The organism is Blautia sp. Sow4_E7 (genome assembly GCF_052116245.1).
GTDB lineage: Bacteria > Bacillota > Clostridia > Lachnospirales > Lachnospiraceae > Blautia_A.
The window spans coordinates 1-19373 of the sequence record NZ_JBQKLL010000044.1 but is presented as its reverse complement, the minus strand read 5'-3'; the positions used below and the strand labels follow the sequence as shown (position 1 = coordinate 19373).

17 protein-coding genes are annotated in these 19373 nt (G+C 45.1%); 16 read left to right on the top strand and 1 reads right to left on the bottom strand.

Annotated features, from left to right (window positions below):
* Nucleotides 1-5: 5 nt before the first annotated feature.
* The 6 genes from ACTQ50_RS16800 (at nt 6) to ACTQ50_RS16775 (ending at nt 7071) form a co-directional block, all read left to right on the top strand.
* Nucleotides 6-1064 carry an aldose epimerase family protein gene (locus tag ACTQ50_RS16800; RefSeq protein WP_441485151.1) on the top strand — a complete coding sequence of 353 codons (1059 nt, stop codon included), beginning with the start codon at nt 6-8 and terminating at the stop codon, nt 1062-1064.
* Nucleotides 1065-1194: 130 nt separating this feature from the next.
* Nucleotides 1195-2472 carry a SpoIID/LytB domain-containing protein gene (locus ACTQ50_RS16795; protein WP_441485150.1) on the top strand — a complete coding sequence of 426 codons (1278 nt, stop codon included), beginning with the start codon at nt 1195-1197 and terminating at the stop codon, nt 2470-2472.
* Nucleotides 2473-2602: 130 nt separating this feature from the next.
* The gene (locus ACTQ50_RS16790; protein ID WP_441485149.1) at nt 2603-3547 is read left to right on the top strand and encodes a YihY/virulence factor BrkB family protein; all 945 of its coding nucleotides are present in this window, start codon (nt 2603-2605) and stop codon (nt 3545-3547) included.
* A gap of 5 nt (nt 3548-3552) precedes the next feature.
* On the top strand, nt 3553-4164 hold the full coding sequence (locus tag ACTQ50_RS16785; RefSeq protein WP_441485148.1) for a histidine phosphatase family protein: 612 nt from the start codon (nt 3553-3555) through the stop codon (nt 4162-4164).
* Between the two features lie 273 nt (nt 4165-4437).
* Nucleotides 4438-6060 (top strand): MotA/TolQ/ExbB proton channel family protein, encoded by a 1623-nt coding sequence (locus tag ACTQ50_RS16780; RefSeq protein ID WP_441485147.1) that lies wholly within the window; start codon nt 4438-4440, stop codon nt 6058-6060.
* A 12-nt stretch (nt 6061-6072) separates the two neighbouring features.
* Entirely contained in the window at nt 6073-7071 is a 999-nt protein-coding gene (locus ACTQ50_RS16775) for an OmpA family protein (RefSeq protein WP_441485146.1), read from the top strand.
* 142 nt (nt 7072-7213) lie between these two features.
* On the opposite strand, the gene ACTQ50_RS16770 is transcribed toward ACTQ50_RS16775, so the two are convergent.
* Nucleotides 7214-8236: a ribonuclease H-like domain-containing protein gene (locus ACTQ50_RS16770; protein WP_441485145.1), complete on the bottom strand. Its 1023-nt coding sequence runs from the start codon at nt 8234-8236 to the stop codon at nt 7214-7216.
* A 212-nt stretch (nt 8237-8448) separates the two neighbouring features.
* Here ACTQ50_RS16770 and ACTQ50_RS16765 point away from each other — a divergent pair, with 212 nt between their 5' ends.
* The 10 genes from ACTQ50_RS16765 (at nt 8449) to ACTQ50_RS16720 (ending at nt 19184) form a co-directional block, all read left to right on the top strand.
* Entirely contained in the window at nt 8449-9339 is an 891-nt protein-coding gene (locus ACTQ50_RS16765; RefSeq protein ID WP_441485144.1) for a putative ABC transporter permease, read from the top strand.
* 159 nt (nt 9340-9498) lie between these two features.
* Nucleotides 9499-10818 carry an electron transport complex subunit RsxC gene (gene rsxC, locus ACTQ50_RS16760; protein ID WP_441485143.1) on the top strand — a complete coding sequence of 440 codons (1320 nt, stop codon included), beginning with the start codon at nt 9499-9501 and terminating at the stop codon, nt 10816-10818.
* 17 nt (nt 10819-10835) lie between these two features.
* On the top strand, nt 10836-11816 hold the full coding sequence (locus tag ACTQ50_RS16755; protein WP_441485142.1) for an RnfABCDGE type electron transport complex subunit D: 981 nt from the start codon (nt 10836-10838) through the stop codon (nt 11814-11816).
* Nucleotides 11813-12427, top strand: a complete 615-nt coding sequence (locus ACTQ50_RS16750; RefSeq protein WP_441485141.1) for an RnfABCDGE type electron transport complex subunit G — start codon at nt 11813-11815, stop codon at nt 12425-12427. Before ACTQ50_RS16755 ends, ACTQ50_RS16750 begins: the two co-directional genes overlap by 4 nt.
* Entirely contained in the window at nt 12424-13134 is a 711-nt protein-coding gene (gene rsxE, locus ACTQ50_RS16745; protein WP_441485140.1) for an electron transport complex subunit RsxE, read from the top strand. The genes ACTQ50_RS16750 and rsxE overlap by 4 nt, the downstream gene beginning before the upstream one ends.
* 6 nt (nt 13135-13140) lie before the next feature.
* The gene (gene rsxA / locus ACTQ50_RS16740) at nt 13141-13716 is read left to right on the top strand and encodes an electron transport complex subunit RsxA (RefSeq protein WP_173715976.1); all 576 of its coding nucleotides are present in this window, start codon (nt 13141-13143) and stop codon (nt 13714-13716) included.
* A gap of 12 nt (nt 13717-13728) precedes the next feature.
* Nucleotides 13729-14526: an RnfABCDGE type electron transport complex subunit B gene (locus ACTQ50_RS16735; protein ID WP_441485139.1), complete on the top strand. Its 798-nt coding sequence runs from the start codon at nt 13729-13731 to the stop codon at nt 14524-14526.
* Between the two features lie 317 nt (nt 14527-14843).
* Nucleotides 14844-16130 (top strand): putative ABC transporter permease, encoded by a 1287-nt coding sequence (locus ACTQ50_RS16730; protein WP_441485138.1) that lies wholly within the window; start codon nt 14844-14846, stop codon nt 16128-16130.
* A gap of 308 nt (nt 16131-16438) precedes the next feature.
* Complete coding sequence (locus ACTQ50_RS16725; protein WP_441485137.1) at nt 16439-18001, top strand: metallophosphoesterase; 1563 nt, start codon at nt 16439-16441, stop codon at nt 17999-18001.
* A gap of 13 nt (nt 18002-18014) precedes the next feature.
* Complete coding sequence (locus ACTQ50_RS16720) at nt 18015-19184, top strand: YibE/F family protein (RefSeq protein WP_441485136.1); 1170 nt, start codon at nt 18015-18017, stop codon at nt 19182-19184.
* The last annotated feature ends 189 nt before the right edge of the window (nt 19185-19373 follow it).

The following is a 19373-nucleotide window of genomic DNA, read 5'->3' as shown; positions in this document are numbered from 1 at the left end:
GTAACATGGGTGTTACAGCAAAAAAATTCGGAGAATTGACCTCAGGGGAGGAGATTACATTATATCGTCTGGAGAATCAGTCAGGCGCTTATGCGGAGGTAATGGATTACGGTGCTATTCTTGTGAAGCTTTGTGTTCCAGATAAAGATGGAAAGCTGACAGACGTAGTACTTGGCTATGATGACGTTCAGCAGTATGAAGTAAATGGATGTTTCTTCGGTGCGATTATCGGAAGAAGCGGCAACCGTATTGCCGGAGCAAAATTCTCCCTCTATGGACAGGAATACCAGCTTGGCAAGAATGAAAATGACAACAATCTTCATAGCGGTCCTAATGGATTTGAGAAGAAGATCTGGACTGTGAAGAATACAGATCCGGATAAGAATGCCATTACTTTTTCCAGAATCAGCCCGGACGGTGAGAATGGTTTCCCTGGAGAATTCCAGGTAGCAGTTACATATGAATTTACAGAGGAGAATACCCTGCAGATTTATTACAGCGGAATCAGTGACAAGGCTACGCTGGCGAATATGACCAATCATTCCTACTTTAACCTTACAGGTGAGGGAAGCGGCAAGGTCCTTGATACATATCTTACCATCCACGCGAAGGATTATAATCCAGTAGACCAGTTTTCCATTCCTACTGGCGAATATGCGGAAGTGGCAGGCACCCCTATGGATTTCAACAAGGCGAAGAAGATCGGGGATGAGATCGAAGCAGACTTCCAGCAGCTGAAATTTACAGGCGGATATGATCATAACTATGTAGCGGACAATTACGCTAAGGGAAATAGAAGAACCATCGCTTCTGCTTATAATGAGACTTCTGGAATTACCATGGATGTGATTTCAGACTGCCCTTGTGTGCAGTTCTATGCAGGTAACTTCGTCATTGATGAGAAGGGCAAGAATGGACATGTTTATAATAAGCGTGAAGGCTTCTGCCTTGAGACACAGGTTGAGCCAAATGCAGTGAATGTGGAAGCATTCCATTCCCCGGTACTGGAAGCTGGCGAGAAATACCAGTCTTTTACAGCATATAAATTTGGCGTAAGAAAATAATAATAGATATTTTTATCTGGTTTTCTTCATATATTTTAAGTGTATGAAGAAGACCAGATTTTTTTATGGAATGAATTATTTTTTACTGGTACTGTTAGGGTGGCTGCTGTTGTTTCGCAAGGCGGCGGAGGTGAACTTAAATAGAGGGGAAGAAAGGAAAAGCAGTGAAACAGCAGGGCTGCCCCGGGAAAAAAAGGATACCGGCCGGGAAGCGGCTGTGGTTAAAGAGAAAGGAAGGACAAGCTCCTGGCTGGGTATTGCGATCACTGGTGCGGGCGTTGGCGCAGCTTACAGCCGTGAACAGAAGGAAAAGTCGGAAAATACCGGGGAACTTTCCATTCGTGTTCTGCTCACGGATTCCGGACAGCAGTCGTATTATCATTCCTCTGTGACGCTGCAGCAAAATGGCGAGGAATACACCTATACACCAGATTCACCGGAAATTCAGAATGATGCTTTGCTCCTGAAGGGAGGGGCGGAAGGCATTGCAGTAACGTCCATTACCCGGGCACAGAAGCCACCTGTTTATTACGGGACTCTGGAAATTAAGAAAACAGATCAGGGGTTATTGCTGATCAATGAGCTTCCCCTGGAAACCTATTTAAAAGGAGTTGTCCCCAGTGAAATGCCAGCCTCCTACGAAGAACAGGCGCTGATGGCACAGGCTGTATGTGCCAGAACCTATGCAATCTGCCAGATTGAGGAAAAAAGCCTGGAGGAAGAATATGGAGCCGATGTAGATGACAGCGTAAATTATCAGGTTTATGGGAATTTTCCGGCAGATGAAAAAATAGACAAAGCCGTGCAGGAGACAAAAGGGATGATCATGTGCCAGAATGGAAAACCAGTTACTGCCTATTATTTTTCCACATCAGCCGGTCAGACCAGCACAGATGAAATATGGGGCACAGATAAGGCTGCCGCGTATTTGAAAAGCGTGGAATGTGAGTTTGACCAGAACATGCCATGGAGCAACTGGAAGGTGACCATTCCATGGGACACATTGGAAGAGAGAACGGCAGATCTGGAAGGAGCGGGCTCTTTGAAAGATCTTCAGGTGGTGAAAAAGAGTGCAAGCGGTGCGGTGACCGGGCTGGAAATTGTAACAGAAAAGGATCCCATAGAGCTGAATGGAGAATATGAGATTCGGGAATTTCTTTCCCCGGCAGGACTTTCGATAACAGAGAAAGATGGAACGCAGGTAAAAGGCGGCAGTCTTCTTCCAAGTGCGTATTTTGATCTGACAACAGAGGCGGGACAGGAGGTACAGATTCAGGGAAAAGGCTATGGACACGGAGTTGGGATGAGCCAGAATGGGGCAAATGAAATGGCAAAGGAAGGTTATACCTGGCAGGAAATCCTGGCATATTTTTTTCAAAATATTACGTTTGAGACTGTTCCATCGTAGTATTCTGCAGCCTCCGACTGGGACATAAACCGTAATCCAAAGGAGCCAAAACCAGGAAAAAGTAGACAGAAAGCCTGTTTCGTGATATGATACAAAAAAATAATTACGAAAATGCAACAGGAGCAATCGTATGGATAAGAAGAAAGAAAAACAGAGTGTTCTTCAGCTGCTGCTTGGCTTTATGGACAGGGCAAATGGAGATCATGTGGGAGCATACGCGGCACAGGCTGCATACTTCCTGATTATGTCTTTTATTCCGTTTATTTTGTTTCTTACAACTATGATTCGTTATACACCTTTAACATATAATATGGTCAGTGAGACCATCCGGGCATTTGTGCCGCATAATATACAGAATTTTGTACTTACCATTGTATCTGAAGTTTATGGCAGAAGTACAGCAGTGGTGCCGATTTCCGCAATTATGGCATTGTGGTCTGCGGGGAAAGCAATGCAGTCTTTGACCAATGGCCTGAATACGATTTACCATGTGAAGGAGACCCGTAACTGGCTGGTGACCAGAATGTATGCAGTGGTATATACGTTTATGTTTGGAATTGCCATTATAGCCAGCCTGCTTCTTCTGGTCCTGGGAAACCAGATCCAGACAATGGCGGGGAAATACGTTCCTTTTCTTGGAAGAATGATCGGGAAGATCATTGGAGCGAGAACAGCACTTGTTTTCGCCGGCTTATTCCTGGTTTTCCTGATTTTGTACAAAATGCTGCCGAACCGTAAGGCAACCCTTAAGAGCCAGGTACCTGGAGCGATTCTGATCGCAGCAGGGTGGTCTTTATTTTCCTATTTCTTTTCAATTTATTTTGATACGTTTCCAGGCTTCAGCAATATGTATGGAAGCCTGACTGCACTGATCATGGTGATGCTGTGGCTTTATATCTGTATGAATCTGCTGCTATATGGGGCGGAGATCAACGCATATTTCGAGAAGCAGTTCAGAATGGCACAGGCATCTATGAGAGAAATGCTGAACCGTGAACATGAAGAAGGAGAGAAAGAATCAGGAAAAGAGAAGAAAAAAACTCTGGAAAAAGAACCTAAGAAAAAGGAGAAATAAAACGAATGCTTTTATATATTGTAAGACATGGCCTGACACCCTGGAACCATCTCCACAAGGCTCAGGGCTCAGCTGATATTCCTCTTGCCCAGGAGGGAATCGATCTTGCGAAAAAGACCGGAGAGGCGTTGCTGGATGTAAAATTTGATATTTGTTTCACAAGTCCACTGCTGCGGGCCAGACAGACTGCCAAGCTGGTCCTTGGAGGAAGGGATGTTCCAACTATCGCTGATGACAGGATCCAGGAAATTAATTTCGGAGTTCTGGAAGGACATATTATGCGCACTGGAAATACCATGGATTCTGACTGTAAGGAGTTTGACCTGTTTTTCCGTGATCCACTGAAATTCCCAAGACCGGAGAACGGAGAGAATATCCAGGATGTTCTGGAGCGTACCAGAGCTTTCTGGAGGGAGAAAACCACAGATCCGTCATTGGCAGATAAGACCGTTCTGGTATCTTCCCATGGCTGTGCTGTGCGAGCCCTTCTTCAGAATATGTATCAGGATCCGGAGCACTTCTGGCATGGATGTGTGCCGCCTAACTGCAGCATCAATCTGGTGGAAGTGAAAGGTGGCAAGGCGAGATTCCTAGAGGAAGATAAGGTTTACGCCTGAAATTGAATGATGTGTTATAATACCCCTAGTTATGTGAAAAAGCTGTGAAAAGCTTCTTTTTACTGACCAGGGGTATGTTTTTTTCTTGTTATTGGATAATAATTGTGATATTATGATAAAAAATGTACCACTATTAATAGAAAATTCACAAAATGCACCAAAGAAGCAGGCTGTGTACGGTTTCTATGACATAGGGCAGCTGACTTTTGTATATGGTGATGCCGCCGAAGGCGACATGTCCGTTTTGTGAAAATACAAATGGGGAGGCAGACAATGAAGAAAAAAATCACACATTCGATATTGTTTGTTGCGGTTCTTGCAGGCACCACTGCTTTGACTTTATTTGCAGGCAGGGGAAATTTATCGTCTACGATTTATAACTTTGTATTTCTGGCGGTGATCGCAGTTCTGTATATGATCGCAATGTTTGGCGGAATGTTCCGGATGAACAATCTTAGCAATGCATTTCACAGAGCAGTAGAGGAATTGAACGGAATGTTCAAGACTCCGGGTAAGACGGATCCGAAGAATCTGACCTATCTGGGTGAGCTGTTCGATGATAAGTATCTGGATCAGAAGATGGACAGCTTTACAGACAGCATTAACAACAGTAAAGAGGGACTTGGAGATATCGAGGAATTTATCAATGAAGATGAGCTTGATATCCATGTACATAAGAAGCTTCTGGAAATGGTTCCGGATATTTTTACCAGTCTTGGTATTTTAGGAACCTTCCTTGGACTGGTCTGGGGACTTCGTGATTTCCAGCCTACAGACTACAGTGCCATGACTTCTTCTGTGGCAGCACTGGTGGAGGGTATCAAGGTTGCGTTCCTTACTTCCATTTACGGTATTTCATTTTCGATTATTTATACCTTTGGCATGAAGGGAGAGTATTCCTCCATGACAGAGGAACTTCAGGCATTTCTTGAGAAATTCCATTCTTATGTAATGCCTACTGCAGAGAACGAATCCAGGAACCTGCTTCTTGCAAGCCAGAAGCTGCAGACAAGTGCCATGAAACAGATGGCAGAGCAGTTTTCCGTTCAGATGGCGGACAGCTTTGAGAAGGTGATCACACCTACCTTCCAGAAAATGAACGATTCTCTGGACATGCTGGTAGCTTCCGTAACCAGATGCCAGGAGGATGCCATCCGGGAGATTTCCGATGAATTCCTGAAACAGATGAATGATTCTTTCCATCTGCAGTTCCGTGATTTTAATGTGGCTCTGGATCAGTTAAAGAAGGCACAAAAGGAGAACACCGCTTATACGTCTGCCATGTATCAGACTATGAGCCAGAAGCTTACGGAGACTTACGACAAGCAGGATAAAGCAATTACAGATATGGTAAAAGAGATGGGCGGTATGCAGACCCGGTACATGTCTACTGCCAACCGGATCCTTTCCGAGAATCAGGAGATCCAGAAAATGCAGCAGCAGGATTACCAGCATGTTGTGGATTACCTGAAGGATGCAGAGAAGTCTGCTGCCAAGTTCTGGGTTGCCTGCAACCAGGCTATGCAGAAATATGTTGAGACAGCTGCAGCGTCCATTGAGAAAGTGGGAGCTACCGGTCAGGCAAGTGCGGATCTGATCCGCGCCAATCAGAAAATGGCAGAAGAGTTTACTGCTCAGATGGAAGATTTTGCCCAGTATCAGAGACTTTCCTATAAGACTATGGAGCAGGTACGCAAGCTTCTTAGCGAGGTGACCGCTGCCAATACCAGAGACGTATCCCTGATCGCAAGCGGACGGAATGATTCCATAGATAAGCTTGGCAATCTGATTGCCCAGCAGAATGAAGGACAGCAGGCTCTTCTGGAGGAGATCAATAAGAATATGAAAGAGCTTTCCAAAGCAGCACAGAAAGGAAAATTTGGCTTATTCAGATAAGAGGAGATAGACATGCGCAAAAAAAGAAAATCAGGGGATGGGGGCTTTAATGTATGGCGTTCTTATTCCGATGTTATGGCTGGCGTTCTGCTTCTTTTCATACTGATCATGTCATTGACACTTTTCCAGGCTCAGAAGAGCTACGACGAGAGTATTCAGGAGAGAGATGAGAAGCTGGCTTTGCAGGCAGAGTATACAGCTGATCTTCTTGCCAAGCAGAATACCATTGATGAACAGGAAGGCGCCATTAAGACCAGAGATGAGAAGCTGACGGCATTGGCGCAGACTCTTGCCGAGCAGGAAGCGAAGCTGAAAGAACAGCAGGCACTTCTGGACCAGCAGCAGACAGATCTGGATGAGAAGACCACATTGTTAACCCAGCAGCAGACCAAGATCGATAATATTATCGGTGTCAAAGCAGAGGTTGTAGAGGCGCTTCAGCAGGAATTCCAGAAAAATAATATTAATGTGAATCTGGATGCCCAGACGGGAGCGATGACATTGGACGCCAGTGTATTGTTTGATGTAGATGAGTCAGAGCTTACAGATGCAGGTAAGGAGGCTCTTCGAAATGTACTTCCGATCTACTGTAAAGTATTGATGGAGGATACCTATAAGAATTATCTTGCGGAGATCATTATTGACGGCTATACGGATACAGATGGAGATTACGCATATAACCTGGAATTATCCCAGCAGCGTTCTCTTGCAGTTGCACAGTATCTTCTGGATATTCAGGGTGAGTTCCTGACAGAAGATCAGAGCCTTGATCTTCAGGATTACCTTACCGTAAATGGACACTCCATGGCGAACCCGATCCTGGATGCAGATGGAAATGTAGATAAAGAGGCTTCCCGTCGTGTAGAGGTTAAGTTCAGACTGAAAGATGACGAGATGATCGATGAACTGAGTAAGATCATGTCTGGAAGTGATGAGAGCACATCAGCAGATACTGCTACAGATACCTCCACAGATAATTCTGCGGACAGCAGTACAGATACTGCCCAGTAAAGAACGAAGCATTGCTGTATTGCAGAAATGCAGTTGTCAGACTGACAAGATAGAGACAGATCAGAAGTGGGATCTGTAAAAGAAAAGAGTATTTCAAATCCTCTGATCAGAAGATTTGAAATACTCTTTGTGTATAGTGGGATTATTTTAATTTCCAGAAAAGATATTCAAGGGTATGTATCAAATATTGTCTTTGTTTTTCTGTATTTTCCAGAAATTCTTTGGAGCAGGGGAACCAGGTATAGCAGGTCTCCCTTGTTGCTGATTGTTTCAGCCCTTTTTCCATGAATTGACTGATGGATTTTGGAACTGCCATGTCTTCTCCTGGAAGATAATCATAACTTTTATAATTGCTGTAATACTGGCGGATCCGGCCATTTACAGGCTTTACAAGAATGCTTACCAGATCCTCCTGCCCGGTAATATAAAACTCTTCTGTACTGTTGGAAAATGCAGCAGGCAGGCTGTAATGGAGCTTCATCTGCAAAATAAGGTTTTCACCGTCAAAATCAGCTCCGTTTACGTCAAACATTCCATCCTTAAGGGTAAGATATCCCAACATCTTAAACACATCTCCAAGACCAAGAAGATCTTCCATGTTATGGCCCATAACGGTATCCAGGTCTGTATGCTCCCTGTGAGCCATATATTTTTTATAGACCTTGATACATTCACCACCATTGCAGTAAACCCGTTTCTGTTCTCCGAGAAAGGCCTCCATCTGTTCCTGCTTCAGTCCGGGAAGCTTCAGAAATCCTTTCAGGGGACGCAGTGCTTTATATAAGTCGAAAGAGGGGATTCCCTCAAAGGGATCGGGCAGCTCATGGAATTTGCAGCGGGCCTGCAGATAGGGCTGGTCAAAGGAATCTCCATTATACTGAATGGTGCAGTTGAAATTTTTTATAAATTCTGAAAATACCTCTAATAAGGCTTTTTCCTCCCGAAAATCAGGGGCAAGCCACTGATACAGCTGCCAGGAGTCCTCTTCATAGCAAATTGCGCCAATTAAATACAAAAAAGAGGAATTTCGTCCTAATCCAGTGGTCTCAATATCATAAAACAGAGGCGAAAAATTGACATCATCTGTGCTGTTTCCAGACAAATTTTTAACAGTCTCAAAGGCTGGAAAGCCTTGTAAAATCGGCATTTTTTTAACAATCAACATGCTTATACTCCTTTCATGGATTGTATTCAATTATACACAATTTTTTTCCTTTTAGGTAGTGAATTTTTTTACAAAATGTTGTATAGTAGAATGTATAGAATAGTCAGAATATATAAATGCCAGGTTCAAAAGTTCAAAAAGCTGTCATGGTTATATGAGAAAGCGTTTAAACTTGGAACCTGTGGTATTAATAAAAAGAAAAGGAGAGACATATGTGGGATTTGGCAATTAACGGAGTGGATTTTTATCACATCGCCAACTGGTTTTACATATACAGTTTTCTTGGATGGCTGTGGGAAACCTGCTACGTGTCAGTACGAAAGGGCAAGCTGATAAACAGAGGATTTATCAATGGCCCCTTATGTACCATATACGGCTGCGGTGCACTTGCGGTGTACATGATCCTTCTTCCCATCAGCGACAATCTGCTGCTCCTGTTTGTGGGAGGAATCGTAGTGGCCACTGCACTGGAATATGTGACAGCTGTCTTGATGGAAAATATCTTCCATACGTCCTGGTGGGATTACAGCGATAAGAAATTTAACTTCCAGGGACGTATCTGTCTTGGCTGTTCCCTTGGCTGGGGATTGTTTACAGTAGGACTTTTTAAGGTACTTCATCCGGTGGTTTCGGATTTTACAGAGCTGTATTCCAGAAGAACCGGTGAGATTGCCGTATGTGTGATTACAGTGGTCTATATTGTGGATTTCGCTTTTTCCGCAGCAGCAGCTTTCCATATCCACGAGCGTATCCCTGCATGGGAGCAGGCTCTGGATCAGATGCGTGTGGAGCTGCTTGTACAGGCCCGTGAGAAGATGGAGAATCTGGAAGAGAGCAGCGGCCTTTCCAGAGAGAAGATCAAGAAACAGCTGGAGAGCCAGCTTGGACGCCTGGATGACATTGCCCTGATCAAGGAACTGGAAGAGAAGAGAGCCGGTATGATGAGCGATATTTCCGAAGAACTTCAGAAACGCAAAGAGGCTATGGCTGGAAAAGTCAGCTACAATATGCAGCGTTTTGTAAAGGCATACCCGAATCTGAACCGTGGATATAAGATCCACAGAAAAAAGAAATTTGGCAGGAAGGGTACAGACGCGGAATAAATGAAAAAACTGCTCTTACAACGCAGACAAAGCTGTGAGGGCGCATAATCTATTATCCAGACAAAAGTAAAATGAAATATAAATATTAAAGCAGACAAAGAATCAGGTTGCTGCGGACAAAAGAGTCAGTGATCAATAATATAAAGGCGGTGAATATTAGTGCGATTAACTTTTAAAGGAGGCGTACACCCCTTCGAGGGGAAAGAAATGTCAAAGGACTGCCCGGTGGAGAAATATCTCCCCAAGGCTGATCTGGCATACCCATTGTCCCAGCATATTGGTGCTCCGGCCAAGCCAGTGGTTGCAAAAGGTGACCGTGTGCTTGCAGGACAGATGATCGCAGAAGCCGGCGGATTTGTATCTGCCCCTGTTCATGCTTCTGTATCCGGTACGGTAAAAGGTATCGAGAAACGTCTTACAGCTACCGGAAGCATGGTAGATTCCATTATTGTGGAAAATGACGGATTATATGAGGAAACGGAATTTTCCCCGGCAAATCCGGCAGATCTCACCCGTGAAGAGATTATCGGAAGAATCCGCGACGGCGGCGTAGTAGGACTTGGAGGTGCAGGCTTCCCCACACATGTGAAGCTCTCTCCTAAGGAACCGGACAAGATCGAGTACATACTGGTAAATGGTGCAGAGTGCGAGCCTTATCTGACAAGTGATTACAGGCGCATGATGGACCAGCCGGAGAAGGTTGTGGAAGGCCTGAAGATCGTAGTAGGTCTTTTCCCCAATGCAAAGGGCTGTATCTGCATTGAGGACAATAAGCCGGACTGTATTGCCAAGATGAAAGAGCTGACAGCCGGTGTCCCGAATATCGAAGTAAAGGAAATGATGACCAAATACCCCCAGGGTGGTGAGCGTACCCTGATCTATGCGGTGACAGGAAGAGAGATCAATTCCTCCATGCTTCCTGCAGATGCTGGATGTATTGTAGATAATGTTGAGACAATTTGCAGTATTTATGATGCAGTAGCACTTGGAAGACCGATCATGAAGAGGATTTTTACAGTAACCGGTAAAGGAATCAACCGTCCGGCACATTTTGAAGTCTGTACAGGAACGGATATGGCCGAACTGATCGATGCAGCTGGTGGACTGAAGGAACATGCCGGCAAAGTGATTTCCGGCGGTCCTATGATGGGATTTGCTATGTATGATCTTCATGTACCGTGTGTGAAGACTTCTTCATCCCTTCTGTGTATGCAGAGTGATCCGGTATCCGATGCGAAAGAGGAAGAGACCGCCTGCATTAACTGTGGACGCTGCGTAAGCGTCTGTCCGGGACACGTGATCCCGGCAAGACTTGCCACCTTTGCACAGCGCGGCGATATGGAGAATTTCCAGAAGTTTGACGGAATGGAATGCTGTGAGTGCGGCTGCTGCAGCTATATCTGCCCGGCCAAACGTCCGTTGACACAGAGCATCAAGTCCATGCGTAAAATGGTGCTGGCAAGCAGGAAGAAGAAATAATAAGGGGGAAGAAACGAATGGAACAAATGTTAAACGTATCATCTAATCCCCATGTGCGGGCAAGGATGACCACTGCCAAGATTATGCAGCTGGTTACCATCGCACTTTTGCCTGCTGCCATCGTGGGAGTTTATAATTATGGATTAAAGGCACTTGCCATTCTGGTGGTATCCACCGGCAGTGCAGTGCTTGCAGAGTGGTTATATGACCATTTCATGCACAAGAAAAATACAGTGAAGGATTTCAGTGCAGTGGTAACTGGTCTTCTTATCGGTATGAATATGCCTGCAGGAATTCCAATCTGGATTCCGGCACTTGGCAGTGTATTTGCAATTATTGTGGTAAAACAGCTTTTCGGCGGCCTTGGCCAGAACTTTATGAACCCGGCCCTTGCAGCCCGCTGTTTCCTTATGATTTCCTTCGCAGGAAAGATGACTGATTTTTCCGTATCAGACAGCTTTAAAGGTGCTGTAGATGGTGTGACAGGAGCTACCCCTCTGGCAGCACTTCGGGATCACGGTTTTGTAGCTGGTTCTTCTGTTCCCATCAAGAATCTGATCTTTGGTAATATCCAGGGAACTATCGGTGAGACATCCGTCATTGCCATCCTCATTGGTGCGGCAATCTTACTTTGCTACAAAGTGATCAGTGCAAGGATCCCGCTTACCTATATCGGCAGCTTTGCCGTATTTGTGATCATTTACATGCTTGCTTCTGGCAAGGGCTTTGACGTAAATTATCTGCTTACCCATCTTTGCGGCGGCGGTCTTATGCTTGGCGCATGGTTCATGGCCACAGATTATGTGACAAGCCCCATCACACCGAAAGGACAGTATGTATACGGCGTCTGTCTTGGTGTCCTGACCGGAATTTTCCGTATTTTCGGAGCTTCCGCAGAGGGCGTTTCCTATGCGATTATTTTCTGCAACCTTCTGGTACCGCAGATTGAGCGGTTCACCCGCCCGGTTGCTTTTGGAAAAGGAGGCGCGAAGAAATGAAAAACAAGATCGTGAAAGATACTCTTGCGCTGACTGTGATCACACTGGTTTCCGGACTGCTTCTTGGTTTTGTCAATGACATTACAGCAGGTCCTATCGCAAGCCAGCAGGCGAAAGAGAAAGAAGAAGCGTACAAGGCTGTATTTGCTGACGCAGCCAGCTTTGAAGTAGTGACAAGCGGTGAGGATGCCGATCTGGAAAGCTATCTGGATGAAAACGGCTACACTGCCCAGAATATTGACGAGGTCATGCTGGCAAAGGATGATGCTGGCAATGAGCTTGGCTATGCTTTTACCGTGACAACAGCAGAAGGCTATGGCGGAGACATCCAGTTTGCCATGGGTATTCAGGATGATGGAACCCTGAACGGAATCTCTATTTTGTCCATCAGTGAGACTGCCGGTCTTGGTATGCGTGCAACTACTGATGATTTCAAGAATCAGTTCAAGGATAAAAACGTAGAGAAATTTACCTACACAAAGACTGGTGCCACCTCAGAGGATGAGATTGACGCTTTAAGCGGCGCGACAATTACCACAAATGCCATGACAAATGGCGTCAATGCAGGACTTGCCGCATTCCGTTATGAGAAAGGGGGCAGCCAGAAATGAAAAAGAATACACCATCTGAACGACTGATAAACGGTATTATCAAAGAAAATCCTACCTTTGTGCTGATGCTTGGTATGTGTCCTACACTGGCCATCACCACATCTGCCATCAATGGTATTGGAATGGGACTTACCACAACGGTAATTCTGGCAGCATCCAACCTGATGATCTCCCTGCTCCGTAATTTTATTCCGGACAGTGTGCGTATGCCAGCTTACATTGTTGTCGTAGCATCCTTTGTAACAATTGTACAGATGCTTCTCCAGGGATTTATTCCGTTCCTGTATTCTTCCCTTGGAATCTATATTCCACTGATCGTTGTAAACTGTATCATCCTGGGAAGAGCAGAGGCTTATGCATCCAAGAATAAACCGATTCCGTCACTTTTTGATGGTATTGGAATGGGACTTGGATTTACTTTAAGCATCACCTGCATCGGTGCAGTACGTGAGCTGATCGGTGCTGGCAGCATTTTTGGCAAACAGATCCTTCCTCTTGCAGACGCTGCAGCTGGAAAAATGGGTTATGAGCCGGTAACTATCTTTATTCTTGCACCTGGCGCATTCTTTGTCCTTGCATTTTTATCTGCGATCCAGAATAAATTCAAGCTTGGCGCTGCAAAACGCGGCATTGATCCAAGCAACCCGGATTGCAAGGGCGGCTGTGCTTCCTGCGGAAATTCCATGTGTTCAGGAAAAAGGGGGTAAGAGAAGATGAAAGAATTATTACTGATCATTGTAAGCTCTGCGCTGGTAAATAACGTAGTCCTCAGCCAGTTCATGGGTCTTTGCCCGTTCCTTGGCGTATCCAAGACCACGGATACAGCAGCTGGTATGGGCGGTGCGGTTATTTTCGTAATCACCCTGTCCTCCTTTGTCACAAGTGTGATCTACAAGCTGATCCTTCAGCCCCTGGATCTGACTTACCTTCAGACCATCGTGTTCATTCTGATCATTGCGGCTCTGGTACAGTTTGTAGAAATGTTCCTGAAAAAGAGCATGCCTTCCCTGTATAAAGCACTTGGTGTGTATCTGCCTCTGATCACCACAAACTGCGCAGTTCTTGGTGTGGCTCTTACAAACGTGCAGAAGGATTACAACATTCTGGAAGGTACTGTGAATGGTTTTGCAACAGCATTTGGTTTCTCCATCTCTATTGTACTGATGGCAGGAATTCGTGAAAAAATTGCCTATAACGATATCCCGGAATCATTCCAGGGATTCCCAACCGTTCTTCTGACAGCTGGATTGATGGCAATTGCGTTCTTCGGATTTTCAGGATTAATTTAAGGAGGCGTCGGGATGAATATTAGTGCGATTATAGCGGCAACAATTCTGGTTGCGGCAGTAGGCCTCTTCATCGGTGTTTTCCTTGGAGTAGCCGGAAAAAAATTTGCTGTAGAGGTTGATGAGAAGGAAGTGGCCATCAGAGAGGCTCTTCCTGGAAATAACTGCGGTGGCTGCGGATATCCTGGCTGTGATGGTCTGGCAGCAGCAATCGCAAAAGGCGAAGCACCTGTAAACCGCTGCCCGGTAGGCGGCGAGCCTGTTGGAAAGATCATTGCCGGGATCATGGGACAGGAGGCTGTGGAGACAGCACGTCAGGTAGCCCATGTGAAATGCTCCGGAACCTGTGAAAAGGCGAAAGAGGAGTATGTTTACACTGGTGTGGAAGACTGTGAAATGCTTCCCTTCGTGCCAAACGGCGGTGCAAAAGCCTGTACATATGGCTGCTGCGGCTTTGGAAGCTGCGTGAAGGTCTGTCCTTTTCATGCGATCCATATTGTAGATGGAATCGCTGTGGTTGACAAAGAAGCATGTAAAGCCTGCGGTAAATGCGTTGCCAAATGTCCAAGACACCTGATTGAGCTGATCCCATACGATCAGAAGGTGGCGGTAGACTGCAGCTCCCACGACAAAGGCAAACAGGTAATGGCTGCCTGTGAGGTTGGCTGTATCGGTTGTAAGAAGTGCGAGAAGACCTGTCCGAATGGGGCTGTTACAGTTGAGAATTTCTGTGCACACATTGATTATGAGAAGTGTACGGGATGCGGGGCTTGTAAGGAGGCCTGCCCGAGAGGGGTTATCCGGGAAGCCTGAAAATGGTATCTGCGGCAATAATACTGCCAGAAATAGCTATAAAATCTGCTATATTTTGCTGAAGTAAAAATTGAAAGCCTGTATTTTCAGTTTGCTGACATAGAATGTGAATTTTATGAAAATCAGCGACTGGAATGCAGGCTTTTTGTGTTATAGAAATTTTCCAATGTCCCTAAAGCCTTTGGGACAGATATCTTTTTTGTTTACGCTTTGCTGCGGGTGTGATATGATGTTCCAATCAGGATTATATAGTTGCAGATAAAGAATCCTGCAAGGTTTTTATATTAAATATCACACACAAAAGAGGAGACACGCATATGATCTGGAAATTACTATGGCTGTTTCTCATTTACTCCTTCGCAGGCTGGGTACTTGAGACAGTTCTTGCTTCCCTGAAACAAAAGAAATTTGCCAACCGGGGTATTATCAACGGCCCGTTCTGTCTGATCTATGGCTTCGGAGGATTCTTTATCACCGCATTTACAAGGGAACTGACAGGCATCTGGCTGTTTATCGGTTCTGCCATTGTGGCATCCCTGGTGGAGTGGATCGCCGGACACCTGATTGAAATGTGGTACCATGAGAGATGGTGGGATTATCGGAAAATGAAATGGAACCTGGACGGTTACATCAGTGTTCCCACATCCTGTATCTGGGGCCTTTTGGGTGTATTTGTAGTAAAGATTGGAAACGGTCTTTGCATAAATGTATATAATCTGCTCCCGGGACTGGTGGCACGTATTGTGATCCTTACCTTGATCGGTTTTCTGGCTATGGATGCTATTGCCACTTTGACCATTCTTTTTGGACACAGTAAAAATCCGGAGAGATGGATTGAAACAGAGCATAATATTGACTCCGTAACCTGGAAACTTGGAGCCAAGATTGATGATTTTGTAAACCGTCGAATTACCAAAGCCTATCCACAGAAGCAGCATATGGAGAAAGAGGAGGCTCATCCGGAGATTTTTGCCTATGGATGCAGCTTTTATAAGATCATTCTGCTGTTCTTTATCGGGGCATTTCTGGGAGATATCACAGAGACTATTTTCTGCCGGATCACAGCGGGATACTGGATGAGCCGTAGCAGTGTGGTATGGGGAGATTTCAGCATTGTGTGGGGACTTGCCATTGCAGCGGTGACAGCCCTTCTTTACAGATACCGGAATCGTTCTGAACAGTTCCTTTTCTGGATGGGAACTTTCCTGGGCGGTGCTTATGAATATATCTGCAGCGTTTTCACGGAAATTGTGTTTGGAACTGTATTCTGGGATTACAGTGATATTCCGTTTAACCTTGGAGGCAGAATCAATCTTCTTTACTGCTTTTTCTGGGGATTTGCAGCTGTTGTGTGGTTTAAGGTGCTTTACCCGAGAGTATCCCGGCTGATCGAGAAGTTTCCGGTAAAGCCAGGCAAGGTGATCACATGGCTGCTCCTTGTTTTTATGCTGGCAGATGGAATTGTGTCCAGCGCAGCTCTGGCACGTTACAATGCAAGAAGCAACGGCATAGAAGCATCTAACAGCTTTGAGAGCTGGGTGGATGAGCACTTTGATGATGCGCGGATGGCAAAAGTTTATCCGAAAGCGAAAAAGGTGGATTAACAGCAGAAAAATCCGAAGAGGTTTTTCGAGAACTATGTAAAAGCTGATTTACGAAATGTATCTGCGAGAAACGCAAGTGTATTCCTGGAACTTGGCTTGGAAATATAGCTGAATTGTTAAAACAAAGTAAACAGTGTAAAGAATTGAAAAAAGAATAAAACGCACATGTGACGCTTCTGTTAAATGTGAGTCAAATGACAGAAAACACTATTGTTTTCTGAAAATTACAGTGCTATACTCCTTTCGGACAGGGAAATAAGGGCCCAAAAGTTTCCTTCCCCTATATCTGAAAGGAGTATTTGATTATTATGAAAAGAAAATATATCGCCGCAGTTTTAACTGTTTTTGCAATGACAACTGTTTGTTCTACAGCCTTTGGTGCTACCGAGCATTATACCGACAGCAGCGTAATCGGAGCTGAGAGCGGCTGGGATGAGTGGGTAGCAAACTGGGATGAAACAGCCACAGATTTTACAAAGGTTTCCCTTACCCCTGGAAAAGATGACACAGAACTGAATTTTGCATGGTACAGCGAAAAAACAGATGCAGCTGCTACACCGGTTGTTCATTTCGGAACAGACAAAGAGAATCTGGATACCTTCGAAGGTGAAGCTGGAGATGTGGACCAGGATCTTACCGGCGATAAAGCATATGAATACAATCATGTAACTGTTACAGGACTTGAGCCAAACACCACATACTATTACACAGTTGAGAAAAATGGTGAGCAGACAGAAGCAGTTGAATATACAACAAAGAGCACTGACACTGTAAAAATGATCTATGTTGGAGACCCACAGATCGGTGCTTCCAAAGGCCAGACACAGGATGGCGCAGAACTGGTACATGACGACGGCGCAGCTAATACAGCAGCAAGGAACGATGGATTTTCCTGGAACCGTACCTTAAATACAGCACTTGCAGAAAACCCGGATGTAAACTTTGTGATCTCCGCTGGTGACCAGGTAAACAAAACCGGCGCTGCAAAGGAAGAAGAGTATGCTTCTTACCTTAGCGCAGATGCACTTGTAAGCCTTCCGGTTGCAACTACAATTGGAAACCACGATTCCCTGAATCCGGACTACGCATATCATTTCAATAACCCGAACAACACTGAGAATGGAAAAACAGCAGCCGGCGGTGACTATTACTACAGCTATGGTGAGGGACTTTTCATTGTTCTGAATACCAACAACTACAATGTGGCAGAGCATCAGAACACCATTGAAGAGGCTGTAAAGGCTTACCCGGATGCAAAATGGCGTATCGTAACCATCCATCAGGATATTTACGGTTCCGGTCTTGACCACTCTGATACAGACGGAATGATCCTTCGTACACAGCTGACTCCGATCTTTGATGCAAATGATATTGATGTGGTACTTCAGGGACATGACCATACATACAGCCGTTCCAAACTTCTCTATGGTGATGGACAGACACATCAGAGCTATGAGTTCCAGTTAAATGCAGATGGAACGGATTATGACTGGGATCACGCCGCAAATGTTGAGACTGGCGAGCAGATCGCTTTAAATCCAGAAGATGGAGATGAGGAAGGAAAGGCAGCACTTGAGGCATTCCAGGAAGATAACAAATGTTACACCATTGAAGATGTAGATGGAAATACGGTAACAAATCCTGAGGGAACTCTTTACATGACTGCAAACTCCGCTTCCGGTTCCAAATATTATGAGCTTATTTCCACACAGCAGGATTACATTGCAGTGCGCAGCCAGAACTGGCTTCCAAGCTACTCCATCATCACAATGGATGCTGAGAAATTCTCTATTGATACTTATCAGATCACAGATGATGGCAGCGTAGAAGCAATCGACGATACCTTTACAATTGAGAAAACTGCGAAATAATTTTGGAGCAAAAATGAATCAGATGCAAAACAAAAACAACGCCGGACTTCGCTTTTCTAGAAAAGCAGTCTGGCGCTGTATCTTAGGATTAATGATCGTTTTATTTGGAATCTTTGTTTACCGTTTGAATCAGGTGGACAAAACAGAACTGGTTGTCCGTACAGGACAAACCTTTGAAAAAGCAGAAGTGACAGAAATCCTCCAGGATAATCTGGAAGACAACGGAACCCGTGTGGGAGAGCAGAAAGTATGTGTGCGCATGCTCACCGGTATCCGAAAAGGAGAAGAACTTGAAATAACCAGCAGCTCTGGTTACCTGTTTGGTGCTGCCTGTAAAGTTGGAATGAAAGTGATCGTGATGCAAAGTGTAGCCGGAAATACTACTATCGCCAGTGTATACACCCAGGACAGGGAGTGGGTGATCTACATTTTTGCAGCACTTTATCTCCTGGCATTGTGCGCTATTGGCGGACGCCAGGGTATAAAAGGATGTATCGGGCTTGTGTTTACCTTTTTCTGCGTGATCTTCGTATACCTGCCTATGATCTACCGGAATATTTCTCCATTTGGATCAGCGGTGTTCGTGTGCTTTATTACCACCCTGGTGACCATGTACATGATCGGCGGAGCCACCAGGAAAACCATTGCAGCTACCACCGGAACCGTGGCCGGTGTGGTGATCGCCGGAATTTCCGCCCAGCTGTTCAGCATGGCTTCTGGAATCACAGGCTATAATGTTTCCGATATTGAGACTTTGATGACCTTGTGGAACACAAATGGAATCCAGGTAGGCGGCCTCCTTTTTTCAGGACTTCTTATTTCCTGCCTGGGAGCTGTGATGGATGTGGCCATGTCCGTTTGCAGCTCCATGTATGAAATCTACAACCAGAATCTGGCCATGAGCCGCGCCCAGCTGTTTAAAGCAGGCATGCACGTTGCCCGCGATATGATGGGAACTGACAGCAACACCCTGATCCTTGCCTTTGCAGGAAGCAGTGTAAGCATGCTCCTTCTGGACTACGCCTATGATCTCCCTTATCAGCAGATCATCAACTCTAATAACATTGGAATCGCCATCATGCAAGGTTTGGCAGGAAGCTTCGGAATCGTGCTTTCCGTGCCGCTGACAGTTTTGATCTGTACAATTCTTTACCATGGGAAAATTAAAAAAGAAGATTGTTAATCCTATATTATTCACGGCACAGCCGTGAAAGTGGCTGAAAGCCATATAGTTACTGTATTTTGCTGAATATTGCTTTTTACCTATCAAGTGAATGAAAAAAGAGCATCCATTTGTGGTAAAATTAAGGTGTTCAAAGTCTTAACAATCCCAAACAAAGGAGCCCTTTATGAGTATTGTAAACACCTTAGC